This window comes from Tatumella terrea (assembly GCF_039523755.1).
In the GTDB taxonomy this organism is placed as follows: Bacteria; Pseudomonadota; Gammaproteobacteria; order Enterobacterales; family Enterobacteriaceae; genus Tatumella; species Tatumella terrea.
Window position 1 is genome coordinate 351335 of the sequence record NZ_BAAAFX010000018.1, and the last position, 19513, is coordinate 370847.

The 19513-nt window shown below is 54.9% G+C and carries 15 protein-coding genes and 1 pseudogene; 6 read left to right on the forward strand and 10 right to left on the reverse strand.

What is annotated here, in order from left to right; translation table 11 throughout:
• Positions 1 to 4 precede the first annotated feature (4 nt).
• From ABD035_RS14920 to apbC, 6 genes are all read right to left on the reverse strand, one after another.
• Positions 5 to 1150, reverse strand: a complete 1146-nt coding sequence (locus ABD035_RS14920) for a DUF4056 domain-containing protein (RefSeq protein WP_343870978.1) — start codon at positions 1148 to 1150, stop codon at positions 5 to 7.
• Positions 1147 to 2289, reverse strand: coding sequence for a BamA/TamA family outer membrane protein (locus ABD035_RS14925; protein WP_343870979.1), 1143 nt, complete (start codon positions 2287 to 2289; stop codon positions 1147 to 1149). The genes ABD035_RS14920 and ABD035_RS14925 overlap by 4 nt, the downstream gene beginning before the upstream one ends.
• Positions 2289 to 3368 (reverse strand): hypothetical protein, encoded by a 1080-nt coding sequence (locus tag ABD035_RS14930; protein ID WP_343870981.1) that lies wholly within the window; start codon positions 3366 to 3368, stop codon positions 2289 to 2291. Before ABD035_RS14930 ends, ABD035_RS14925 begins: the two co-directional genes overlap by 1 nt.
• 346 nt (positions 3369 to 3714) lie before the next feature.
• Positions 3715 to 5286: an alkyl hydroperoxide reductase subunit F gene (gene ahpF, locus ABD035_RS14935; protein ID WP_343870982.1), complete on the reverse strand. Its 1572-nt coding sequence runs from the start codon at positions 5284 to 5286 to the stop codon at positions 3715 to 3717.
• A 69-nt stretch (positions 5287 to 5355) separates the two neighbouring features.
• Positions 5356 to 5919: an alkyl hydroperoxide reductase subunit C gene (ahpC, locus tag ABD035_RS14940; protein ID WP_212713945.1), complete on the reverse strand. Its 564-nt coding sequence runs from the start codon at positions 5917 to 5919 to the stop codon at positions 5356 to 5358.
• Positions 5920 to 6467: 548 nt separating this feature from the next.
• Positions 6468 to 7565: an iron-sulfur cluster carrier protein ApbC gene (gene apbC / locus ABD035_RS14945; RefSeq protein WP_343870983.1), complete on the reverse strand. Its 1098-nt coding sequence runs from the start codon at positions 7563 to 7565 to the stop codon at positions 6468 to 6470.
• 187 nt (positions 7566 to 7752) lie between these two features.
• Here apbC and metG point away from each other — a divergent pair, with 187 nt between their 5' ends.
• The 4 genes and pseudogenes from metG to sanA all read left to right on the forward strand — a co-directional run.
• Positions 7753 to 9810: a methionine--tRNA ligase gene (gene metG, locus ABD035_RS14950; RefSeq protein ID WP_343870984.1), complete on the forward strand. Its 2058-nt coding sequence runs from the start codon at positions 7753 to 7755 to the stop codon at positions 9808 to 9810.
• A 196-nt stretch (positions 9811 to 10006) separates the two neighbouring features.
• A complete protein-coding gene (gene cdd / locus ABD035_RS14955) occupies positions 10007 to 10897 on the forward strand; it encodes a cytidine deaminase (protein WP_343870985.1) in 891 nt (296 codons plus the stop codon).
• Between the two features lie 142 nt (positions 10898 to 11039).
• On the forward strand, positions 11040 to 12737 hold the full coding sequence (locus ABD035_RS14960) for an NAD-dependent malic enzyme (protein WP_343871031.1): 1698 nt from the start codon (positions 11040 to 11042) through the stop codon (positions 12735 to 12737).
• A 120-nt stretch (positions 12738 to 12857) separates the two neighbouring features.
• Positions 12858 to 13556 (forward strand): annotated as a pseudogene (gene sanA, locus ABD035_RS14965) (outer membrane permeability protein SanA); the annotation flags it as partial.
• 379 nt (positions 13557 to 13935) lie between these two features.
• Here sanA and yeiB read toward each other — a convergent pair.
• The 3 genes from yeiB to ABD035_RS14980 all read right to left on the reverse strand — a co-directional run bounded on the left by yeiB (position 13936) and on the right by ABD035_RS14980 (position 16039).
• Complete coding sequence (gene yeiB / locus ABD035_RS14970) at positions 13936 to 15081, reverse strand: DUF418 domain-containing protein YeiB (protein WP_343870986.1); 1146 nt, start codon at positions 15079 to 15081, stop codon at positions 13936 to 13938.
• 63 nt (positions 15082 to 15144) lie between these two features.
• Positions 15145 to 15810, reverse strand: a complete 666-nt coding sequence (gene folE / locus ABD035_RS14975; protein ID WP_025903393.1) for a GTP cyclohydrolase I FolE — start codon at positions 15808 to 15810, stop codon at positions 15145 to 15147.
• Between the two features lie 55 nt (positions 15811 to 15865).
• Positions 15866 to 16039 (reverse strand): hypothetical protein, encoded by a 174-nt coding sequence (locus tag ABD035_RS14980; protein ID WP_343870987.1) that lies wholly within the window; start codon positions 16037 to 16039, stop codon positions 15866 to 15868.
• Between the two features lie 13 nt (positions 16040 to 16052).
• Between ABD035_RS14980 and ptrR the strand changes: the two genes are divergently transcribed.
• Positions 16053 to 16982, forward strand: coding sequence for a putrescine utilization regulator PtrR (gene ptrR, locus ABD035_RS14985; protein WP_212713950.1), 930 nt, complete (start codon positions 16053 to 16055; stop codon positions 16980 to 16982).
• A 62-nt stretch (positions 16983 to 17044) separates the two neighbouring features.
• A complete protein-coding gene (fghA, locus tag ABD035_RS14990; protein WP_343870988.1) occupies positions 17045 to 17887 on the forward strand; it encodes an S-formylglutathione hydrolase in 843 nt (280 codons plus the stop codon).
• A gap of 67 nt (positions 17888 to 17954) precedes the next feature.
• On the opposite strand, the gene ABD035_RS14995 is transcribed toward fghA, so the two are convergent.
• Entirely contained in the window at positions 17955 to 19430 is a 1476-nt protein-coding gene (locus tag ABD035_RS14995; RefSeq protein ID WP_343870990.1) for an amino acid permease, read from the reverse strand.
• Positions 19431 to 19513: the final 83 nt, after the last annotated feature.

Below are 19513 nucleotides of genomic sequence, written 5' to 3' on the forward strand. Positions count from 1 at the left end.
GGGATTACCCGCCCCCCGCCATCTGACGTAACTGCTGCTGGTCGTTTAACCGGGCAAACGAAGCCAATGCGGGGAAATCCCTGCGGGTATAGTAGCGGGCCGGTGGCGGCAGATTTTCCATCGTTTTTCCCGGCCAGAGCTGCAATTCTGCCAGGGGCTCCAGTGTCTCTCCGGCAATCCTCGCTGGCAGCGTGAGACGTAATACGGCCAGGGGCTCTCCCGGTACCGGTGTCGGTACACGATCACTGCCCGTCTGATAATTACGTTTTAACAACAAAAATTTTTGCGGTATCGCTTTTGACCTGTCCCACCAGCGTTTATCCACCCGGTCAAACCGAATACGGGTTTGGGCTGCCGGCACACCACCTAACTGCACCAGCGCGTCCGTCAACACGGTCGTCATCGCCAGGTTAAAGCCTGTCCGGCTATAGCCATGGCCATCGAGCAGCACAGACGCGGCCAGCCGTGCCCCGATAAGATTTGAATAGAGATCCTCCGGTGAAAAGGCCGATACCCCCTCCGGAAAACCGGGTACGGACTCATAACCGTACCACTGAGCAATCTCATGCCAGGCCGCCATATCAAACGCTATCCGGGCTGACAACCAGACCGCCAGAGTATATGCCTGCGCCGGGTCGGCCGGGGGCGTAAATGCCCTGAACACGACCTTACGCCGGGCCAGCTCTTCCCCGCCCGGTGAAAGCGTAAAGGCTTTACCCAATTGCGGATACAGGCGGGTAAGCAGATAAAAGGTCATATCGGCACTGTCGCGAATATGGGCCGTATCAATAAATCCGCCACGTCGGGTAAAGATAATGCCATTCTTTTCCGTCCCCAGTCCGCTGATCGCCAGTAACGAAGTGAAGGGGCTGTCATTATAAGAGTGCTCCCCCAGCATCCCGGATTCCGCAATATTTCCGATACGGTAAAACGGAACGGGGATCCCGAAAAGCTGTGTTTTCAGCCCGTAACCGAACGCACAACAGGGGCGTAGCCCATCCGGCATCGCGGCCGGTGCAGCCACCGGCCAGGCCTGAGTTGCCTGTTGCTGAGGTAACCAGGAAAAATCGCTGCCGATCGTCAGCACCGCGCTGACAGACTGCCCGTACAAGGCCGCAATGACGAGCAGACTACTTCTCCACAGATTCAAAAGGCTTCTCCTACCTGAAAATAAAAAGCACGGCTTCCTTTGCCAACCCCGTAATCCAGACGAATATTCATGCCCGGCTTAAAGGCGAACCGGTACCCTGCCCCGAGCGTCGGTAACCAGTGCTCACTGCCCAGCCGGGAAATGGCTGAAGCCAGGGTACCGCCGCCTATCCAGCCCACCACACCATGCCGCCAGCTGAGTGACTGCCGATATTCCAGCTGGGTTGTCAGAATATCCCGGTCCCGGAAACGGCCCGGATAATATCCCCTGAAATGATCACTACTGCCCAGCGAGGGCAGCATGTTCCAGGGGACCTGCCCCTGAGTCAGCACAGTGTTGACCTCCCAGGCAACAACCCGCTGATCATCCAGCGAATGATAAGCACTGAAGTGCACCGTCCCGCGATCAAAGCGCGTATTACTGCCGGTCGGTTTGCTGTAACGGATATATTGCAGACTGGCATTCACCCCGCGACGCGGGTCTGAAAGATAATCCCGGCTGTCATAACTCAGGCTCAGCAACGGACCGCTGCTAAAGACTGCCGCCCCATCGGGTTCTTGTTCCGGACCCGTTTTTTGCCGGTCGGCAAACCCCGACGCCTGCATATTGTCCAGTGACCAGCCCACACCAAGGTAAGTACAGGGTGCAATGCGCCGCAGTAGCCGTGGCGTAAAACGAATTTCCTCTGAGAGATACTGCTGTTTATTGCGACGATCGCTGCCGGCCCGAAAGCCACGCCCCCAGTAATACGTAGGGGTATGGCTCAGCATGCCCGGCAGAAAGAAACGCCAGCGATCACCGGCCAGGAAGCTGTGATTAGTAAACCGCAGCCCGATAGCCCCGGTGCTGCTTACATAGCCGCTCAGGGTAATGGTCGAGTTCTGGCTGGTCTGATCCTGACTGTCCGGCCGGTATAAGCCGGCCATCGCGACTCCGATACCGATGCCCAGTTCCGGAGTATAAAAAGGTCCCGGTATAACGCCCCAGTCGATGGCTTCTGAGGTATCGAACGATCGATCTGCCCCCAGCGGGGCCAGCCAGCGGTCTACCTGATCGCGGGTCGGCAGTCCCGGAACCACTGCATTAACCGGTACGGACAAACTCATCAGCAACGGGATAAGGAGATGACGACAATGCATCAGAATCGGTATTCGCCGGAAACCATAATACTGTTCCGCTTAGCGAACCCGAGCTCCGTTGCCAGATTAAAATGTTTTGTAATGCCATACTGTGCCCCCAGCAGAATGTTCCAGGGCGACTGAAGATGTTGTTTTACATCGAAACGCCCTTTGCCATTCTGGTTCGCCAGGGCCATCAGGGCTTTCAGAGATGCCGGCATCGACAGTTCACTGAGATTACCTTTGAACTCCTGCTGCACATTCTGATACATGGTACCGACCCAGAGGTTCAGTTTACCGGGGGGCAGACCCATAGCAGCAAAACCCGGAGTATCAAAACGGTATCCCGCACGGGGTGAGATTGTCAGAGCATCGATACTGCCATCAAGAATATCGAAACGGGTCTGAGTGTAGTTAATATCGACCAGGGCATAGCCGTCCCCCGTCCCTGCTGCCAGTACGGTGCCCAGGCCATAGGTAGTCCCTTTAAATTTCAGCTCGAAATTCAGATTATCGAAATTCCCGGCATTATGCATACCGTGAATAATGCCGGAGATCATCTGGTTTATCAGGTTGCCTTTAAACTGGCCCGGATCGGAGTCGACACCGATAGCAGAAATGGAATGACCGCGGGTCTTTCCGGCAATGCCATAAACATTCCAGAAAGGCAGAACCCAGCTATCCAGACGCAGGGTACGGGTTTGACTATATTGCCGGGTTTTACTGGCATCAATATTAAAAAGATCTCCCGGAAAAGCCATATTCCCAATCCCCAGCCCGCTGAAAGCGATGGATTTCACATTAATATTCTGGCGGATATTCATATAATTAATACCAATACCGAAAGGCTCCGGTAATTCATAACCCATCTGTACCGCCTTATCCCCCAGCAGCGGGAACCAGCGATCATAACGCTGACGGGGTGGCTGGGTGTTTTCGGGCTGTACAGACGGAGCCTGACGTACCGTCCCGCCCTCTGTCAGGGGCAACGGAGGTAACTGATAAAAGTCGACAGGATCCGGGCGGGAAGTCTGACTGCTGGCATTAGAAATTACGCAAAATATAGCCACAAGGCTGAATACCTTATATTTATTTTTCATTTATTTATCGTCTGTCATGGCTGATATACAGGCCTGAGTCGTCCTGTAAAAGAGCGAAAATTATGCGGCAGCTAATTCTGCCATTTTCACCATAAAGTGCGAATAAAACAAATAATAAAAATTAACCGTCACCGATAATTTTATTTAAATAATTAAATAGCGTTAAGATTAATAATATTAATATTCCGGCAGGAATATAAGGGCGAGGATAAGTAATAATTAATGACCGTCACCGATAATTAAGGTGCCGGGAAAAAGTGAAATTGAAATAAAAAATCCCTGCGGTTATCACTGATAACCGCAGGGATGATTAACAACAGATGGCTGAAGAAGACCTGACGAGTGTTTATCCGTTCAGAGAAGGTGTTCTGATCAGATAGTCAAATGCCGACAGAGATGCTTTTGCGCCCTCCCCGCAGGCCACAATAATCTGCTTATAGGGCACCGTGGTACAGTCCCCTGCCGCAAAAATTCCTTTGTGGCTGGTTTCACACTTGCTGTCGATCTCGATTTCACCAAACCGGTTCAGCGACAAGGTATCCGTTAACCACCCGGTATTAGGTAATAAACCTATCTGCACAAAGATGCCGGATAATGCCACATTATGCAGCTCACCACTGAGTCTGTCCTGATATTGCAGGCCAGTCACCTGCTGACCATCACCGACCACTTCACGGGTCTGCGCATTGAGGATCACCTCGACATTCGGCAGACTGTGCAGCTTATCGCGCAGGACTTTATCGGCTTTCATTTCGGGCGCGAATTCAAGCAGGGTCACATGCTCAGTCAGACCCGCTAAATCAATGGCAGCCTCGGCCCCGGAGTTACCCCCGCCGATGACCGCAACGCGTTTACCTTTAAACAGAGGACCGTCACAGTGCGGACAATAGGTGACGCCGCGGGTACGGTATTCTTCTTCACCGGGCACATTCATATTTCTCCAGCGGGCACCGGTGGCCAGGATCACGGATTTGGCACTGAGTGTCGCGCCGGATGCCGTCGTCAGGCTGTGCAGTCCGCCGGTGTTTTCGGCAGGCGACAGACGGCTTACCGATTGTGCTTCAATCACATCGATCTGGTAATCGTCAACGTGCTGACGTAAAGCACCTGCCAGACGGCCACCTTCGGTTTTGGGGACTGAAATATAGTTTTCGATATCGACGGTATCCAGGACCTGTCCCCCGAAACGTTCGCCGATAAGTCCGGTGCGGATCCCTTTCCGGGCAGCATAGACCGCAGCGGCAACGCCGGCAGGCCCGCTGCCGACAATCAGCACGTCATAAGGCTGACGCTGGTTCAGTGCTTCCGCTGCTTTTTTACCGGCATTAGTATCTACTTTGCTGACAATCTCGCTCAGCGACAGTCTGCCCTGCGCAAAATTCTGACCGTTCAGGAACACGGCCGGCACGCCCATCACCTGGCGCTGCTCCACTTCTTCACGGAAAACACCGCCATCGATCGCGGTATGGGTGACTTTCGGGTTCAGGATCGCCATCAGGTTCAGCGCCTGAACAACATCGGGACAGTTATGGCAGGACAACGAATAATAGGTTTCGAAATGCAGATCACTGTCAAGTTCTGCCACCTGGGACAGTAACTGCTGGCTCTCTTTCGATGGATGTCCGCCGGTCTGTAACAGTGCCAGAACCAGTGACGTAAATTCGTGTCCCAGGGGAGAGCCAGAGAATACTGGTCCGTGCGTCTGCCCTGCCTGCGCAATCATAAATGAAGGCTGCCGGCTGAACAGGGCGTCTTCGCGGCGCAGTGAGATTTTATCTGACAGACCGGTAATTTGTTCCAGTAGCTCACCCACCTCTGCTGAAGCTTTGCTGTCATCCAGGCTGGCAATGAGTTCTACCGGACGGGTCAGCTTTTCGAGATAACTGCTGAGCTGGTTTTTTAACGTTGTATCGAGCATGGTCATTTCCCCTGACAAAAAAAACGGGTGCCAGAGCACCCGTGAAAATACGTCGACTGGTGCGGTGTATTAGATTTTGCCGACCAGATCCAGTGAAGGAGCCAGTGTTGCTTCACCTTCTTTCCATTTCGCCGGGCATACTTCTCCCGGGTGAGTGGCCACGTACTGAGCCGCTTTCACTTTACGCAGCAGGTCAGAAGCATCACGGCCGATACCTTCAGCGGTGATTTCTACCGCCTGGATAATACCTTCCGGGTCGACGATAAAGGTGCCACGGTCAGCCAGCCCCTGGTCTTCACGCATGATGTCAAAATTACGGGTCAGCGCACCGGTCGGGTCACCGATCATGGCATAACGGATTTTAGCGATGGTGTCTGAGCTGCCGTGCCATGCTTTATGGGTAAAGTGGGTATCGGTAGAGACTGAGTAGATATCGACACCCAGTTTCTGAAATTCGTCATAGTGGTCAGCAACGTCGCCCAGCTCAGTCGGGCAGACAAAGGTAAAATCCGCCGGGTAAAAGAAGAAGACACTCCACTTACCTGCTACATCTTTTTCTGTCAGTTCAACAAACTGGCCATCTTTGAATGCACTGTTTTTGAACGGTTTAATCTGGGTATTGATAATTGACATGAGTTGCCCTCCATGAAAAGTTGAGTTACAGAATACCCGCCAGGGGAAACACCGGCTAATACACTGTCATTATCAATGAAATCACCGAAACCTATTAAACTTCCACGGTATCTGGTGCTGCCGGGATAGTCCGGAGGAATTACCCGCACCGCTTTCCGGCGGAACACAGGATGAACAGGGTCCGTCGAAAAGATGTGTGTGCGAAGCCCGACGGCGAACAGGGGCGGGTATCCTGGTCCCGGGATAGTCCGGAGAAATTACCCGCACCGCTTTCCGGCAGACCACACGAATCACGGGTCCGTCGAAAAGATGTTTGTGCGAAGCCCGGCGGCGAACAGACAACGGGTATCCTGGTCCCGGGATAGTCCGGTGAAGTAACCCGCATCGCTTTCCGGCGGAACACAGGATGAACAGGGTCCGTCGAAAAGATGTGTGTGCGAGGCCGACGGCGAACGGGGCGGGTATCCTGGTCCCGGGATAGTCCGGAGGAGTCACCGGTAATGCGCCGCGGGGGCCCACGGCGCAGGGGGGGATGACCTCCCGACCGGTTACAGGATACGGATAGCGATATCGGGCGGAACGACCTCGCCATCCCAGTACAGTCGGGCCGCTATCGCTCCCGCAATATCGCGATACAGTCGGGTAAAGTCACCGTCGGGCCAGCGACTGACCGTAGGCAGCCCGGCATCCAGGTCTTCACGCAGCGAAATATGCAACGGGATCTTGCCGGCCAGAGGGATCCCGTACTCTTCCGTCAGCGCTTCCGCCCCTCCGGTACCAAAAATGGCTTCCGCATGCCCGCACTGGCTGCAGATATGCATACTCATATTTTCGATAATCCCCAGCACCGGGACCGAGACTTTATTGAACATCACAATGCCTTTTCTCGCGTCCAGCAACGCAACATCCTGAGGTGTCGTCACCACCAGGGCCGCCGTTACCGGGATATTCTGCGCCAGCGTAAGCTGGATATCGCCGGTGCCGGGGGGCATATCGACAATCAGGTAATCCAGCTCCGGCCAAAGGGTCTCATTCAGCAACTGCATCAGAGCCTTGCTGGCCATCGGTCCGCGCCAGACCATCGCGTTATCGTCGGTGACCAGATATCCTATCGAATTGGTTGCCAGCCCGTGAGCCATTACCGGGGCCATGTGCTTGCCGTCCGGTGATGAGGGACGTTCGCCCTCACAACCCAGCATCATCGGCACAGAAGGTCCGTAAATATCCGCATCCAGCACCCCTACGGTCGCCCCTTCAGCCTGCAGCGCAAGGGCCAGGTTAATGGCCGTGGACGATTTGCCGACGCCCCCTTTCCCGGAACTGACCGCGATAATATTTTTTACGCCCTTCGCGCCTGGCAAATTTTTGGCCCGTTTCAGGGTGGCGATATCATGAGTCAGTCGCCATTCCACACGGTCGGCACCGGTGAGCCGGCAAAGAGTGCCGGTCGTTTGTTCCTGCAATGACACAAAGCCCGACTGCCAGGCAAACGGCAGGATCAGTTCAATGTGTAAAACATTATCCAGCATTGCCACATGGTGCAGGGCATGGAGGTGAATAAGATCCTGTTGCAGGGTCGGATGCTGAAACGCGGCAACTACCGCACTGACCTGTGCATGTAATTCTTCCGGGGTGAGTGCCGGCATTCTCCCTTCTCCTTCTTACGGGGACGTGACCCACGGCCCGTCCGGTAAACAATTTTTCTTCGCTTATAGTAGCAGATTGACCGGCAGGTCAGCGATCCTGCCTTTATCGCCCGGCACTTGTTTACGTTAAGGGTGCCTTCGGTTACCATTCAGACTCTTTTCCAAATAACAGAAAGCTACGCAAACTATGACTCAAGTCGCAAAGAAAATAATGGTAACGTGCGCCCTGCCGTACGCTAACGGATCTATCCATCTCGGGCATATGCTGGAACACATCCAGGCGGATATCTGGGTGCGTTACCAGCGAATGCGTGGCAATACTGTCTGGTTCATCTGTGCCGATGATGCCCATGGCACACCGATCATGCTGAAAGCACAGCAGCTGGGTATCAGCCCGGAAAAAATGATTGAAGAGATGAGCCAGGAACATCAGCAGGATTTCGCCGGTTTTAATATCAGTTATGATAACTATCACTCTACGCACAGTGATGAAAACCGCGTCCTTTCTGAAAAAATTTACGGTAGTCTGAAAAATAACGGTTTTATTAAAAACCGGACCATTTCACAGCTGTTCGATCCGGAGAAAGGCATGTTCCTGCCGGATCGCTTTGTGAAAGGCACCTGCCCGAAATGTAAGGCAGCCGATCAATACGGTGATAACTGTGAAGTCTGCGGGGCCACCTACAGCCCGACCGAACTGGTCGAGCCGAAATCCGTGATTTCCGGTGCCACACCGGTGATGCGTGACTCCGAACACTATTTCTTCGACCTGCCTTCCTTCTCTGACATGCTGCAGAGCTGGACCCGTTCCGGCGCGCTGCAGGAACAGGTGGCGAACAAGATGCAGGAATGGTTCGAATCCGGCCTGCAGCAGTGGGATATCTCCCGCGATGCGCCGTATTTCGGCTTTGAAATCCCGGACGCGCCGGGCAAATATTTTTACGTCTGGCTGGATGCGCCTATCGGTTACATGGGCTCATTTAAAAACCTGTGTGATAAACGCGGTGATCTGGACTTCGATGAGTACTGGAAAAAAGACTCCACCACCGAGTTGTACCACTTCATCGGTAAAGATATCGTCTATTTCCATAGTCTGTTCTGGCCGGCCATGCTGGAAGGCAGTAACTACCGTAAGCCGGATAACCTGTTTGTCCACGGGTATGTCACGGTTAACGGTGCCAAAATGTCCAAATCACGCGGTACCTTTATCAAGGCCAGTACCTGGCTTGAACACCTGGATGCCGACAGCCTGCGCTATTACTACGCGGCTAAACTCTCTTCCCGTATCGATGATATCGACCTGAATCTGGAAGACTTTGTACAGCGGGTCAATGCCGACGTCGTGAACAAGGTGGTTAACCTGGCATCCCGCAATGCCGGTTTCATCACTAAACGTTTCAATGGCAAGCTCTCTGAGTCGCTTGCTGACCCGGCGCTGTACCAGACCTTTGTCGATGCCAGTGAGAAAATCGGTGACGCCTGGGCCAGCCGCGAGTTTGGTCGTGCTATCCGCGAAATTATGGCACTGGCAGACCTGGCTAACCGTTATGTGGATGAGCAGGCTCCCTGGGTGGTCGCTAAAGAGGAAGGCCGTGATGCTGACCTGCAGGCTATCTGTTCGATGGGGATCCATCTGTTCCGCGTACTGATGACCTGGCTGAAACCGGTCCTGCCGGAACTCTCTGCCCGCAGTGAAGCCTTCCTTAACAGCGAGCTGAGCTGGGATAGCATTGCGCAACCGCTGACCGGCCATACCGTGGCACCTTTCAAAGCACTTTATCAGCGGATTGATATGAGCAAGGTCAATGCGCTGGTGGAAGCCTCGAAAGACGATGCTGCACAGGCAGCACCTGCCGCTGCACAGAAGCCGGCGACCGCAGCGAAACCGGCCAAAAAAGAAGAGGCCTCTGTGGAGGGTGTCATCACCATCGATGACTTTGCCAAAGTCGATATGCGTGTCGCGCTGATTGAACAGGCAGAACTGGTCGAAGGTTCCGATAAACTGTTGCGTCTGATGCTGGATGTGGGCGGCGAAAAGCGCCAGATCTTCTCCGGTATCCGTGCCGCATACCCGGACCCTGCCGTGCTGGTCGGCCGCCTGACGATCATCGTCGCAAACCTGGCCCCGCGTAAGATGCGTTTCGGTGTCTCTGAAGGGATGGTGCTGTCAGCCGGTAACGGGGGTGAAGACCTGTTTATTCTGTCTGCTGACAGCGGTGCCCAACCCGGTATGCCGGTACGTTAATCCTGACAAACTCTTTCGTGAAGCCGGTGCAAACCGGCTTTTTTTTCCTCTGCTGCCGGACATCTCTCTGCTGCCCTTTTTGTAAACTTTGCGGTTTATCACACAGAACTGCAATAGCAGGACAGATTACATTGTGTCCCTGGCCGGGATCACCTATAAAAATCAGGGACAACCGGCTCACCCGATGAGGCTTGATATGCATCCACGTTTTACCACGGCATTTGCCACCCTCGATAACTCTTTGCAACAGGCACTGAAACCCGTGCTGGATGATCCGAATTTTACGGCCATTCTGCAGCCGGAAACATTGCAGCATCTGATGACTGCGACCGGCCTTGACGGGGATGCCCTGGCCCTGGCGCTGCTCCCGCTGGCGGCCAGTTGTGCCGTCACACCGATCTCACATTTCAACGTCGGTGCCATCGCCCGCGGTGTCAGCGGTCGTTGGTACTTCGGCGCGAATATGGAGTTCAGTGGGGCCACCATGCAACAGACGGTGCATGCTGAACAGAGCGCCATTACCCACGCCTGGCTCTCTGGCGAGGAAAAACTGGCGGCGATCACCGTTAACTACACGCCCTGTGGTCACTGTCGGCAATTTATGAATGAGCTGAACAGCGGTCTGTCTCTGACGGTTTGCCTGCCGGACCATCCCCCGCGGACCCTGGCTGACTATCTGCCGGCGGCCTTTGGCCCGGCAGACCTGAATATTCACAGCGTGCTGATGGATATCAATGACCAGCAGTTTGTTCCGCAGGGTGACCCGCTGACACAGGCGGCGATTCGTGCCGCCAGCCTCAGTTATGCACCTTACAGTGCGGCTTATAGCGGCGTTGCCTTACAAACCCGTGACGGCAAAATTTATGCCGGCCGCTATGCGGAAAATGCTGCGTATAATCCGTCGTTGCCGCCACTGCAATCGGCGCTGATCCTGCTCAATATCAGAGGCGGGGATTGCACCGACATTCAGCGCGCCGTGCTGGCCGAATCTGACGATGCCACTCTGCTTCAGCACAGTGCGACTCAGACCACGCTGGCTGCGCTCGGCTGCCAGCATCTGGACTCTGTCCGTCTTACCCGTACATAAGCTGAGATGAATCCGCCGGAAATCTGACAAATTTCCGGCGGGCATTCGCTTTAAAAAACGTCCGGAAAGACGTAACGTGCTGACAACTGAACCCTTCCGGTGGCCCCGATCGGTTACCGGGCTTTACTACGGAGTATCAATGATGGAACTGGATTACGAGAGTAAACGACCGCTATATATTCCTTATGCCGGCCCGATCCTGCTGGAATTTCCGTTGCTCAATAAAGGCAGTGCCTTTTCCCGCGAAGAACGTAACGAATTTAACCTCAATGGCCTGCTGCCGGAAACCGTTGAAACCATCGAAGAACAGGCCGAAAGGGCCTGGCAGCAATACCAGGAGTTCAAAAATAATATCGATAAACATGTCTTTCTGCGTAATATCCAGGACACCAACGAGACGCTGTTCTATCGGGTGCTGGCAGACCATCTTCAGGAAGTGATGCCCATCATCTATACCCCGACTGTCGGGACGGCCTGTGAGCAATTTTCAGACATCTACCGTCGTGCCCGGGGTGTGTTTATCTCCTACCCGAATCGCGAACATATCGAAGATATGTTACAGAATGCCACCAAACAGAATGTGAAGGTGATCGTCGTGACAGATGGCGAACGCATTCTCGGTCTCGGGGATTTGGGGATCGGAGGCATGGGGATCCCCATCGGCAAGCTGTCATTATATACCGCCTGTGGCGGCATCAGCCCGGCGTACACCTTACCTATCGTGCTGGATGTCGGCACCAATAATCAGCATTTGCTGAATGACCCGCTCTATATGGGCTGGCGACATCCCCGTATTGGTGAGGAAGAGTATAATGCTTTTGTTGAGGAATTTATCAGCGCTGTGAAACGGCGCTGGCCGCATGCGTTACTGCAATTTGAAGATTTCGCACAGAAAAATGCGACTCCGCTCCTTGAAAAATACCGCGATAAACTCTGCTGCTTCAATGACGATATTCAGGGCACCGCCGCCGTGGCCGTCGGCACGCTGATCGCCGCCAGCCGGGCCGCAGGCAGCCCGCTCTCAGAACAAACCATTGTTTTCCTTGGGGCCGGTTCCGCAGGCTGTGGTATCGCAGAGCAGATTATTAACGAAATGATGTCTGAAGGTCTGAGCGATGCCGAAGCCCGTCGCCGGGTGATGATGGTCGACCGGTATGGCCTGCTGACCGATAAACTGACTAACCTGTTACCTTTCCAGGCCCGTCTGGTGCAGCCGTCAGAGGCTATCGCCGGCTGGGAGACCGGCAGTGATTCGGTTTCTCTGCTGGATGTTGTCCGTCATGCCCGACCGACGGTTCTGATAGGTGTCTCCGGTCAGCCCGGGCTGTTTACCGAAGAAATTATTCGTGAAATGCACCGCCACTGCCCGCGCCCCATCATCATGCCTTTATCCAACCCGACATCCCGCGTTGAGGCCACCCCGGCGGATCTTATCAGCTGGACCGATGGCGCCGCTCTGATCGCAACGGGAAGCCCGTTTGCTCCGGTCACCTGGAAAGAGAAGGTTTATCCGATTGCCCAGTGCAATAATGCCTATATTTTCCCCGGCATCGGGCTGGGTATTATCGCCTCCGGGGCGCGCCGCGTGACCGACTCTATGCTGATGAGTGCCAGCCGGGCGCTGGCCGATTGCTCACCGCTCGCCACTGACCCGACCGGCCCGGTCTTGCCGGAGCTGGGGGATATCCAGCAGGTTTCCCGGCAGATCGCGATTGAAGTGGCCCGTGCCGCCCGGCTTGCGGGGGTCGCCGCGGAGAGTTCTGAAGAAGCACTGGCGCAGGCGGTAGAGGATAACTTCTGGACCCCGGCTTATCGCCATTATCGCCGTACCTCAATCTGAGAGTGCCGGACAGACGAACCTTCCACCGGCAGCGCAGCGGGAATGTCTGCGCTTGCCTGACCGGAGTGGCTCAAGTACCCTTGAGTCACTTTTTAATTATCAGATGAGTGATCCGGCCGCATGCTCAAACGTCTCTTTATCCTTATCTGTTGCCTGATCGTACTGGCAGGGATGACTGCATTAGGGCTTGACCGTTGGATCAGCTGGAAAACTGCCCCCTATATTTATGAAAACGTCAGTCAGCTGCCCCACCGTGAAGTCGGTGTGGTATTGGGAACCTCAAAATATTACCGGACCGGTGAACGGAATCAGTATTACCTGTACCGTATTCAGGGGGCGCTGAATGCCTATAACAGTGGCAAGGTGAATTATCTGTTGCTCAGCGGCGACAATGCGCTGCAGAGTTATAATGAGCCACGGACAATGCGCAAAGACCTTATCCGAGCCGGGGTCGACCCGGCCGATATTGTGCTGGATTATGCCGGTTTCCGGACGCTGGATTCCATTGTCCGTACCCGCAAGGTGTTTGATACTAACGACTTCACGATTATTACTCAGCGCTTTCACTGTGAACGCGCGCTGTTTATCGCTATGCATCAGGGCATAGAGGCGCAGTGCTTTGCCGTGCCGTCCCCTAAGAATATGCTGGGGATCCGTATCCGTGAAATTGCCGCCCGTATGGCGGCGCTGGCGGATTTGTATATTTTTAAAAGTGAACCCCGTTATCTTGGTCCGCTGATCCCTATCCCGCCGGTCAGCGAAATTCCGGATAAGGCCCCGGGCTATCCGGCCGTCACCCCGCAACAATTACAGGCGCTGTCAGGCCAGCCTGCCGCGGTCCGCCAGGTGAAACCCGCTGCCGCCGACGGACATCAGGCTCAGGCCGCAGACTGTGCATTGCTGGCCGCCTTTGCCGGTAACCCACGGGTCTCTCCCGTTTCCGGCAATTTGCCGGTCAGACCGCCGTATGTGCCGTCAGTGGTTAACGAGGCAGCAGGTAATACAGCCGGTCACCGTGACCGGAATGACCGCCTGACACTTCCCGGGGAGATCGTCTGCCCGGCAGAGGCCGCACAGATACCTGTCCGCCCACCCGCCCTGCCACCGCAAGCGGCCCCCGGGCCTGCAGGCCTGTCATCCGCGGTGCGCTAACCCCGTCAGCCCCTCTCCGGCCGGACGGAAGCTGGCGGCCGGCGGCTTATCTTCCGGCCGGCCCGGCGGTTTTCCGGGTCAGCGTGCGCCAGAGCTGCTCCATCGGACCGCGCGGGAAATACCGTAACCAGCACAGTGAAAACAGCCCATTGATCACCCAGACAAAGGGCACGATCAATAATAACTGCCAGCGCTGAAAATGCAGAAAGAGACCGGCGGTGGAAAAAATTAAGGTACAGACCAGGGTTTGCAGCAGGTAATTACTCAGCGCCATCCGGCCAATACAGCAAAACAGATAGCCGACCCGCATCGCCGAAATTTTCCTCCAGCCGGCCAGTACCAGTGCGGCATACCCCAGACTTATCAGCGGACTGGCGACTTCGCCGGGAATTTGCAGATAAAAGCCGCTCCAGCGGAACGACCAGCCGGTCAGCCATTGAGCCGTAATTCCGGCGCCTTCCAGCAGAACGCCGGGAACCAGCAGAAATACCGCCGTACGAAGATAGTCGGCCGGGGGCCGGTTACCCAGCAGCCAGCCATTATGCACCAGTGACGCGCCTATGAGCATCAGTCCGGTCAGCTCCCAGCCATACTGTCCGAAAAAAGCCACCAGCATCGATTCCAGATGTCCGGTACGGTAATCGATCGCCGCCATGCCGGGGTGCAATACCCGTTGTTGTTCCAGAAAGATCTCTGCGGCCCCGGGCAGCCAGTCACTGCCCGCATGGCCGGAGGATATCGCCCCGAACAACAGCAGCATCAGGCATCCGACCGCATAAAACAGTATGCCGGTGCGCATCAGTACCCCCGGGGAATCTGCATCGCGGATCATCCGCCAGGTCAGCATTCCGGCCAGCGACCAGGCCACCAGAATGTCCCCCTCCCATAGCAGCACGGCATGCAGCACGCCGAACAGCAATAGCCAGCCTAAACGCGACTGTATCCAGCCCCCGCCTTTCGGCAACTGAAATACCAGTCCGGCACCGAATAATATCGCGAAAAGGTTAAGAAACTTCAGCCGGGCAAAGAGTTCGAGGACCGCCCAGCTGATGGCATCCGGGCGCGTAATAAAGCCCTGCCAGGCCGGGTTCAGATAGGCGGCGGCGGGTAAACCGAAACTGACGATATTCAGCAGCAGTATGCCGGCGATGGCGGCACCACGGATAAAATCAAGCTGGGGATAACGCGGCATGTGACAACCCTGACAGGAATGAAAAAGCCATATCCGGAAAGATATGGCCTGGTAACGGGGAAATCAGTTGTGTCTGACTGCGCGCAGGAATTCCTGACGGGTATTCTGGCTCGACTTAAACAGTCCGCCGAGTGACGTGGTGGTGGTCGCACTGGTCGCATCCTGAACCCCACGGGCTTTGACACAGTAATGGACCGCATCGATGCAAACCGCCACATTATTGGTCCCGAGCAGCGTCTGTAACGCCACCAGCACCTGCTGGGTCAGACGTTCCTGTACCTGAGGACGCTGTGCAAAGAATTGCACAATACGGTTAATTTTTGACAGACCGATCACTTTATCTTTCGGGATATACGCCACGGTGGCTTTACCGTCGATCGTCACAAAGTGATGTTCGCAGGTACTGGTCAGCGAGATATCACGCACGGTGACCATCTCATCGACCTTCATTTTATTCTCGATGACCGTAATCTTCGGGAAGTTGGCATAATCCAGCCCCGAAAAGATTTCATCGACATACATTTTCGCAATACGGTGCGGTGTCTCGGTCAGACTGTCATCGTCCAGATCGAGATTCAGTAATTGCATAATTTCGGTCATATGACCGGCAATCAGCGCCTTACGTGTGGTGTTATCCAGCTCGCGCGCAGGCTTACGTAACGGGGTTTCCAGACCGCGGGCCACCAGTGCTTCATGTACCAGTGCCGCTTCCTGACTTAAAAGGGACATCTACTTTTCTCCGGCAGGTGAATTCTCAGCCCTGGCAACGGGCGGCGAATCATAATTATTGCTTATTGTGAATCAGTCCGTCGGGATTATCCAGTAGCTTACGGTGATCATCTTTCATCAGTAGCAAAAAATATTTCACACGATGGCCCGCAGGTTCAGGGTTGCCTGACACCACCGCAGCGACTACAATCGCAATGATTATGAATAAATCACACTGACTTCCTTTCATAAAGAGAATAATTATGGATTTGGTTCAGCTACGGATGTTTTGTGCCGTTGCCGATACCGGCTCGGTCGCCCGGGCGGCAGAATTACTTCACCGGGTGCCCTCTAACCTGACGACCCGTCTGAAACAACTGGAAGAAGAACTGGGAACCGACTTACTGATCCGCGAAAAACAGCGGGTACGGTTATCCCCGGTCGGGCATAACTTTCTCGGTTATGCGCAACGTATCCTGGCCTTAAGCGAAGAAGCCATCAGCATGACCCGCCAGGGGGAACCGGCGGGGAATTTTGCGCTCGGCACCATGGAAAGTACGGCGGCTACCCGCCTGCCGGGTCTGCTGGCGGCGTATCACCAGCGTTATCCGTCGGTGTCTCTGTCACTGATCACCGGGACGTCCGGTGAGATTATCGACCATGTCCGCGAAGGGACGGTGGCCGCTGCCCTCGCCGACAGTCCGGAAGGCTATGACGAATTGCACAGTTGTGAGGCTTTTCGTGAAGAGTTAGTGCTGATCACCAGCAGTGAACACCTGCCGGTCACCTGCCCGCGGGATGTTCAGGGCGAGACTTTCTTTGCCTTCCGTAACAGTTGTTCTTACCGGCTGAAGCTGGAGGAGTGGTTTCGCGAAGGTGACGCACAGCCCGGCAGTATTATGGAAATTCATTCCTACCATGCGATGATCGCCTGTGTGGCGGGAGGGGCCGGGCTCGCGATTATTCCGTTTTCCGTGCTGGCGCAAATGAGCGACCGAGCGCGTATCCGTGTGCATCATCTGCCGGAAAAATACAGCCAGGTCTCGACCTGTCTTATCTGGCGACGTGATGCGTTCACCCCGAATGTCGAAGCACTGAAAGCGCTGATGATCAGCTTTTTTACCCGGGAGGCCTCTGCGGGCATCGACGCGGAAAACGCTGATCATGCACAGGGGACTGCCGTATCTCCCTGATTTTTTTTACCGGCTGCTGCACCTGCAGCAGCCCTGTATACAGATAATAACAGGAGCGTTATATGTCCGGACTCACTCTCTGCGAAGAGCATCTGATGTTTGGCGGTCGTCAGCAACGCTGGCAACATACCTCAGCAACGCTGGGATGTGAGATGAAATTCAGTCTCTTCCTGCCCCCGGCAGCGGCCGATCAGCCGGTTCCTCTGCTCTGGTGCCTGGCAGGACTGACCTGTACTGATGAGAATTTTTCTGTGAAATCCGGGGCACAACGGCTGGCCGCCGATCAGGGCATTGCGCTGATTATGCCCGATACCAGTCCGCGTGGCAGCGAGGTTCCCGACGATGAGCAGTACGACCTCGGCCAGGGGGCCGGATTTTATCTTAATGCTACCCGTGCCCCCTGGGACCGGCATTACCGGATGTACGATTACCTGACACAGGAGTTGCCGGCACTGCTGGCGGAACACTTCAGCTTCAGCGATCGTCAGGCCATTATGGGACACTCGATGGGCGGCCACGGTGCACTGGTGCTGTCCCTGCGTGAGGCAGGTCGGTTTACCTCGGTCTCCGCGTTCGCCCCGATCGTCAATCCGTCCTCGGTCCCCTGGGGCGTGAAAGCCTTTACCGCCTATCTGGGAGAGGATCGTGAGGCATGGCGTCAGTATGATGCCAGCCTGCTGATGGCTGAAGCCACGCACCGGTTGCCGATGCTGATAGACCAGGGACTTGCTGATAATTTTTACCCGCTGCAACTGCAACCGGAAGTGCTGGAAACAGCCGCCCGTGAGCATCAGTTTGATCTGACCCTGCACTGGCAGGAAGGCTATGACCACAGCTACTATTTTATTACCAGTGTTATTGAAGATCATCTTCGTTTCCACGCCCGCCACCTGCTGACTGCCTGAGGCAGCACCAGCCATAAAAAAACCCATGCGATGCATGGGTTTTTATTTAACTCACCGGACTGACCTGTTAGTTGTCACTTTTGGTGATGGCCGGGAATTCCATCTCGTGGTATTTCACAAAGCGGGTTCCGCGCGTCCATTTATAGCCCAGCCAGATCACCAGGAATAACGGGATACCGATATAGGTGGCTGCCACGCCATACCAGTCAATGGTATCGGCCATAAAGGCCTGGTAGTTCTGACCCAGGGTGATAAGCAGGCAGAGCACAAAAGCAAATACCGGCCCGAGCGGGAAGAGTCCGGCACGGTAAGGCAGATCCGCCAGGTTATGCCCCTTCGCCACATAGCCGCGACGGAAGCGGTAATGGCTGATGGCGATCCCCAGCCAGGCGATAAAGCCGGTCATTCCTGAAGTATTCAGCAACCACATATAGACGGTCTGATTACCAAACTTTGATGACAGGAAGCAAAGCGCTGCAATCACTGTGGTCGCAATCAGTGCATTACGCGGTACGCCGTTGGCGGTCAGACGGGCAAAGATTTTAGGTGCTTTCCCTTCCTGTGCCAGCGTAAACAGCATCCGTGTGGAAGCATACATTCCTGAGTTACCGGCGGAGAGCACCGCGGTCAGGATCACCGCATTCATTACTGCGGCGGCAGAGAGCAGCCCGGCATTCTGGAAAACCAGAGTGAAAGGACTGACGCTGATGTCTTTCACATCATTATGCAGCAGACGCGGATCGGTGTACGGCAGTAACAGGCTGATGATCAGGATAGCCAGCACATAAAACAGCAGGATCCGCCAGAAAACCTGACGCATCGCACGCGGGATATTTTTGCCCGGGTTCTCTGATTCGCCGGCCGCAATCCCGATAAGCTCCGTCCCCTGGAAAGAGAAACCGACAATCATTGCCACGCCGATCATCGCAGAGAATCCGCCCGCAAACGGCGCACTGCCCGTCGTCCAGTTATGCCAGCCACCGTCACCGGCACCCCGCAGAATGCCGGTGACCATCATCAGACCGACGATAATAAAGATCACCACGGTCACCACTTTGATCAGCGAGAACCAGTATTCCGCTTCACCGAACCCTTTCACCGAAATCACGTTCAGCAGGAAAATCACCGCCAGGAAGAGGCAGCTCCAGACCCAGCCCGGGACTTCCGGGAACCAGTAGCCCATCACCAGTTGTGCGGCTACCAAATCGACGGCAATCGTGACGGCCCAGTTGTACCAGTAATTCCACCCCAGAGCGAAACCAAAGCCTTCTTCGACGTATTTTGCACCGTAGGTCGCAAACGAACCGGAGACCGGCATATACGCCGCCAGTTCACCGAGGCTTGTCATCAGGAAATAGACCATCAGCCCGATAATGGCATAAGAAAGAAGTGCACCACCGGGTCCCGCCTGAGAAATGCTGGCCCCGGAGGCGACAAACAGCCCGGTGCCAATAGACCCGCCAATCGCAATCATCGTCAGATGACGGGCTTTTAATACACGCTTCAGGCCAGGCTTATCTGTTGTTTTTGTATTATTATTCATCAGTAAACACTATGCTGGATAAAAATGAGGCGCGATTGTACCAGCTCACCGTAACCTGTATAGCATTACCACCGCGTTATAAG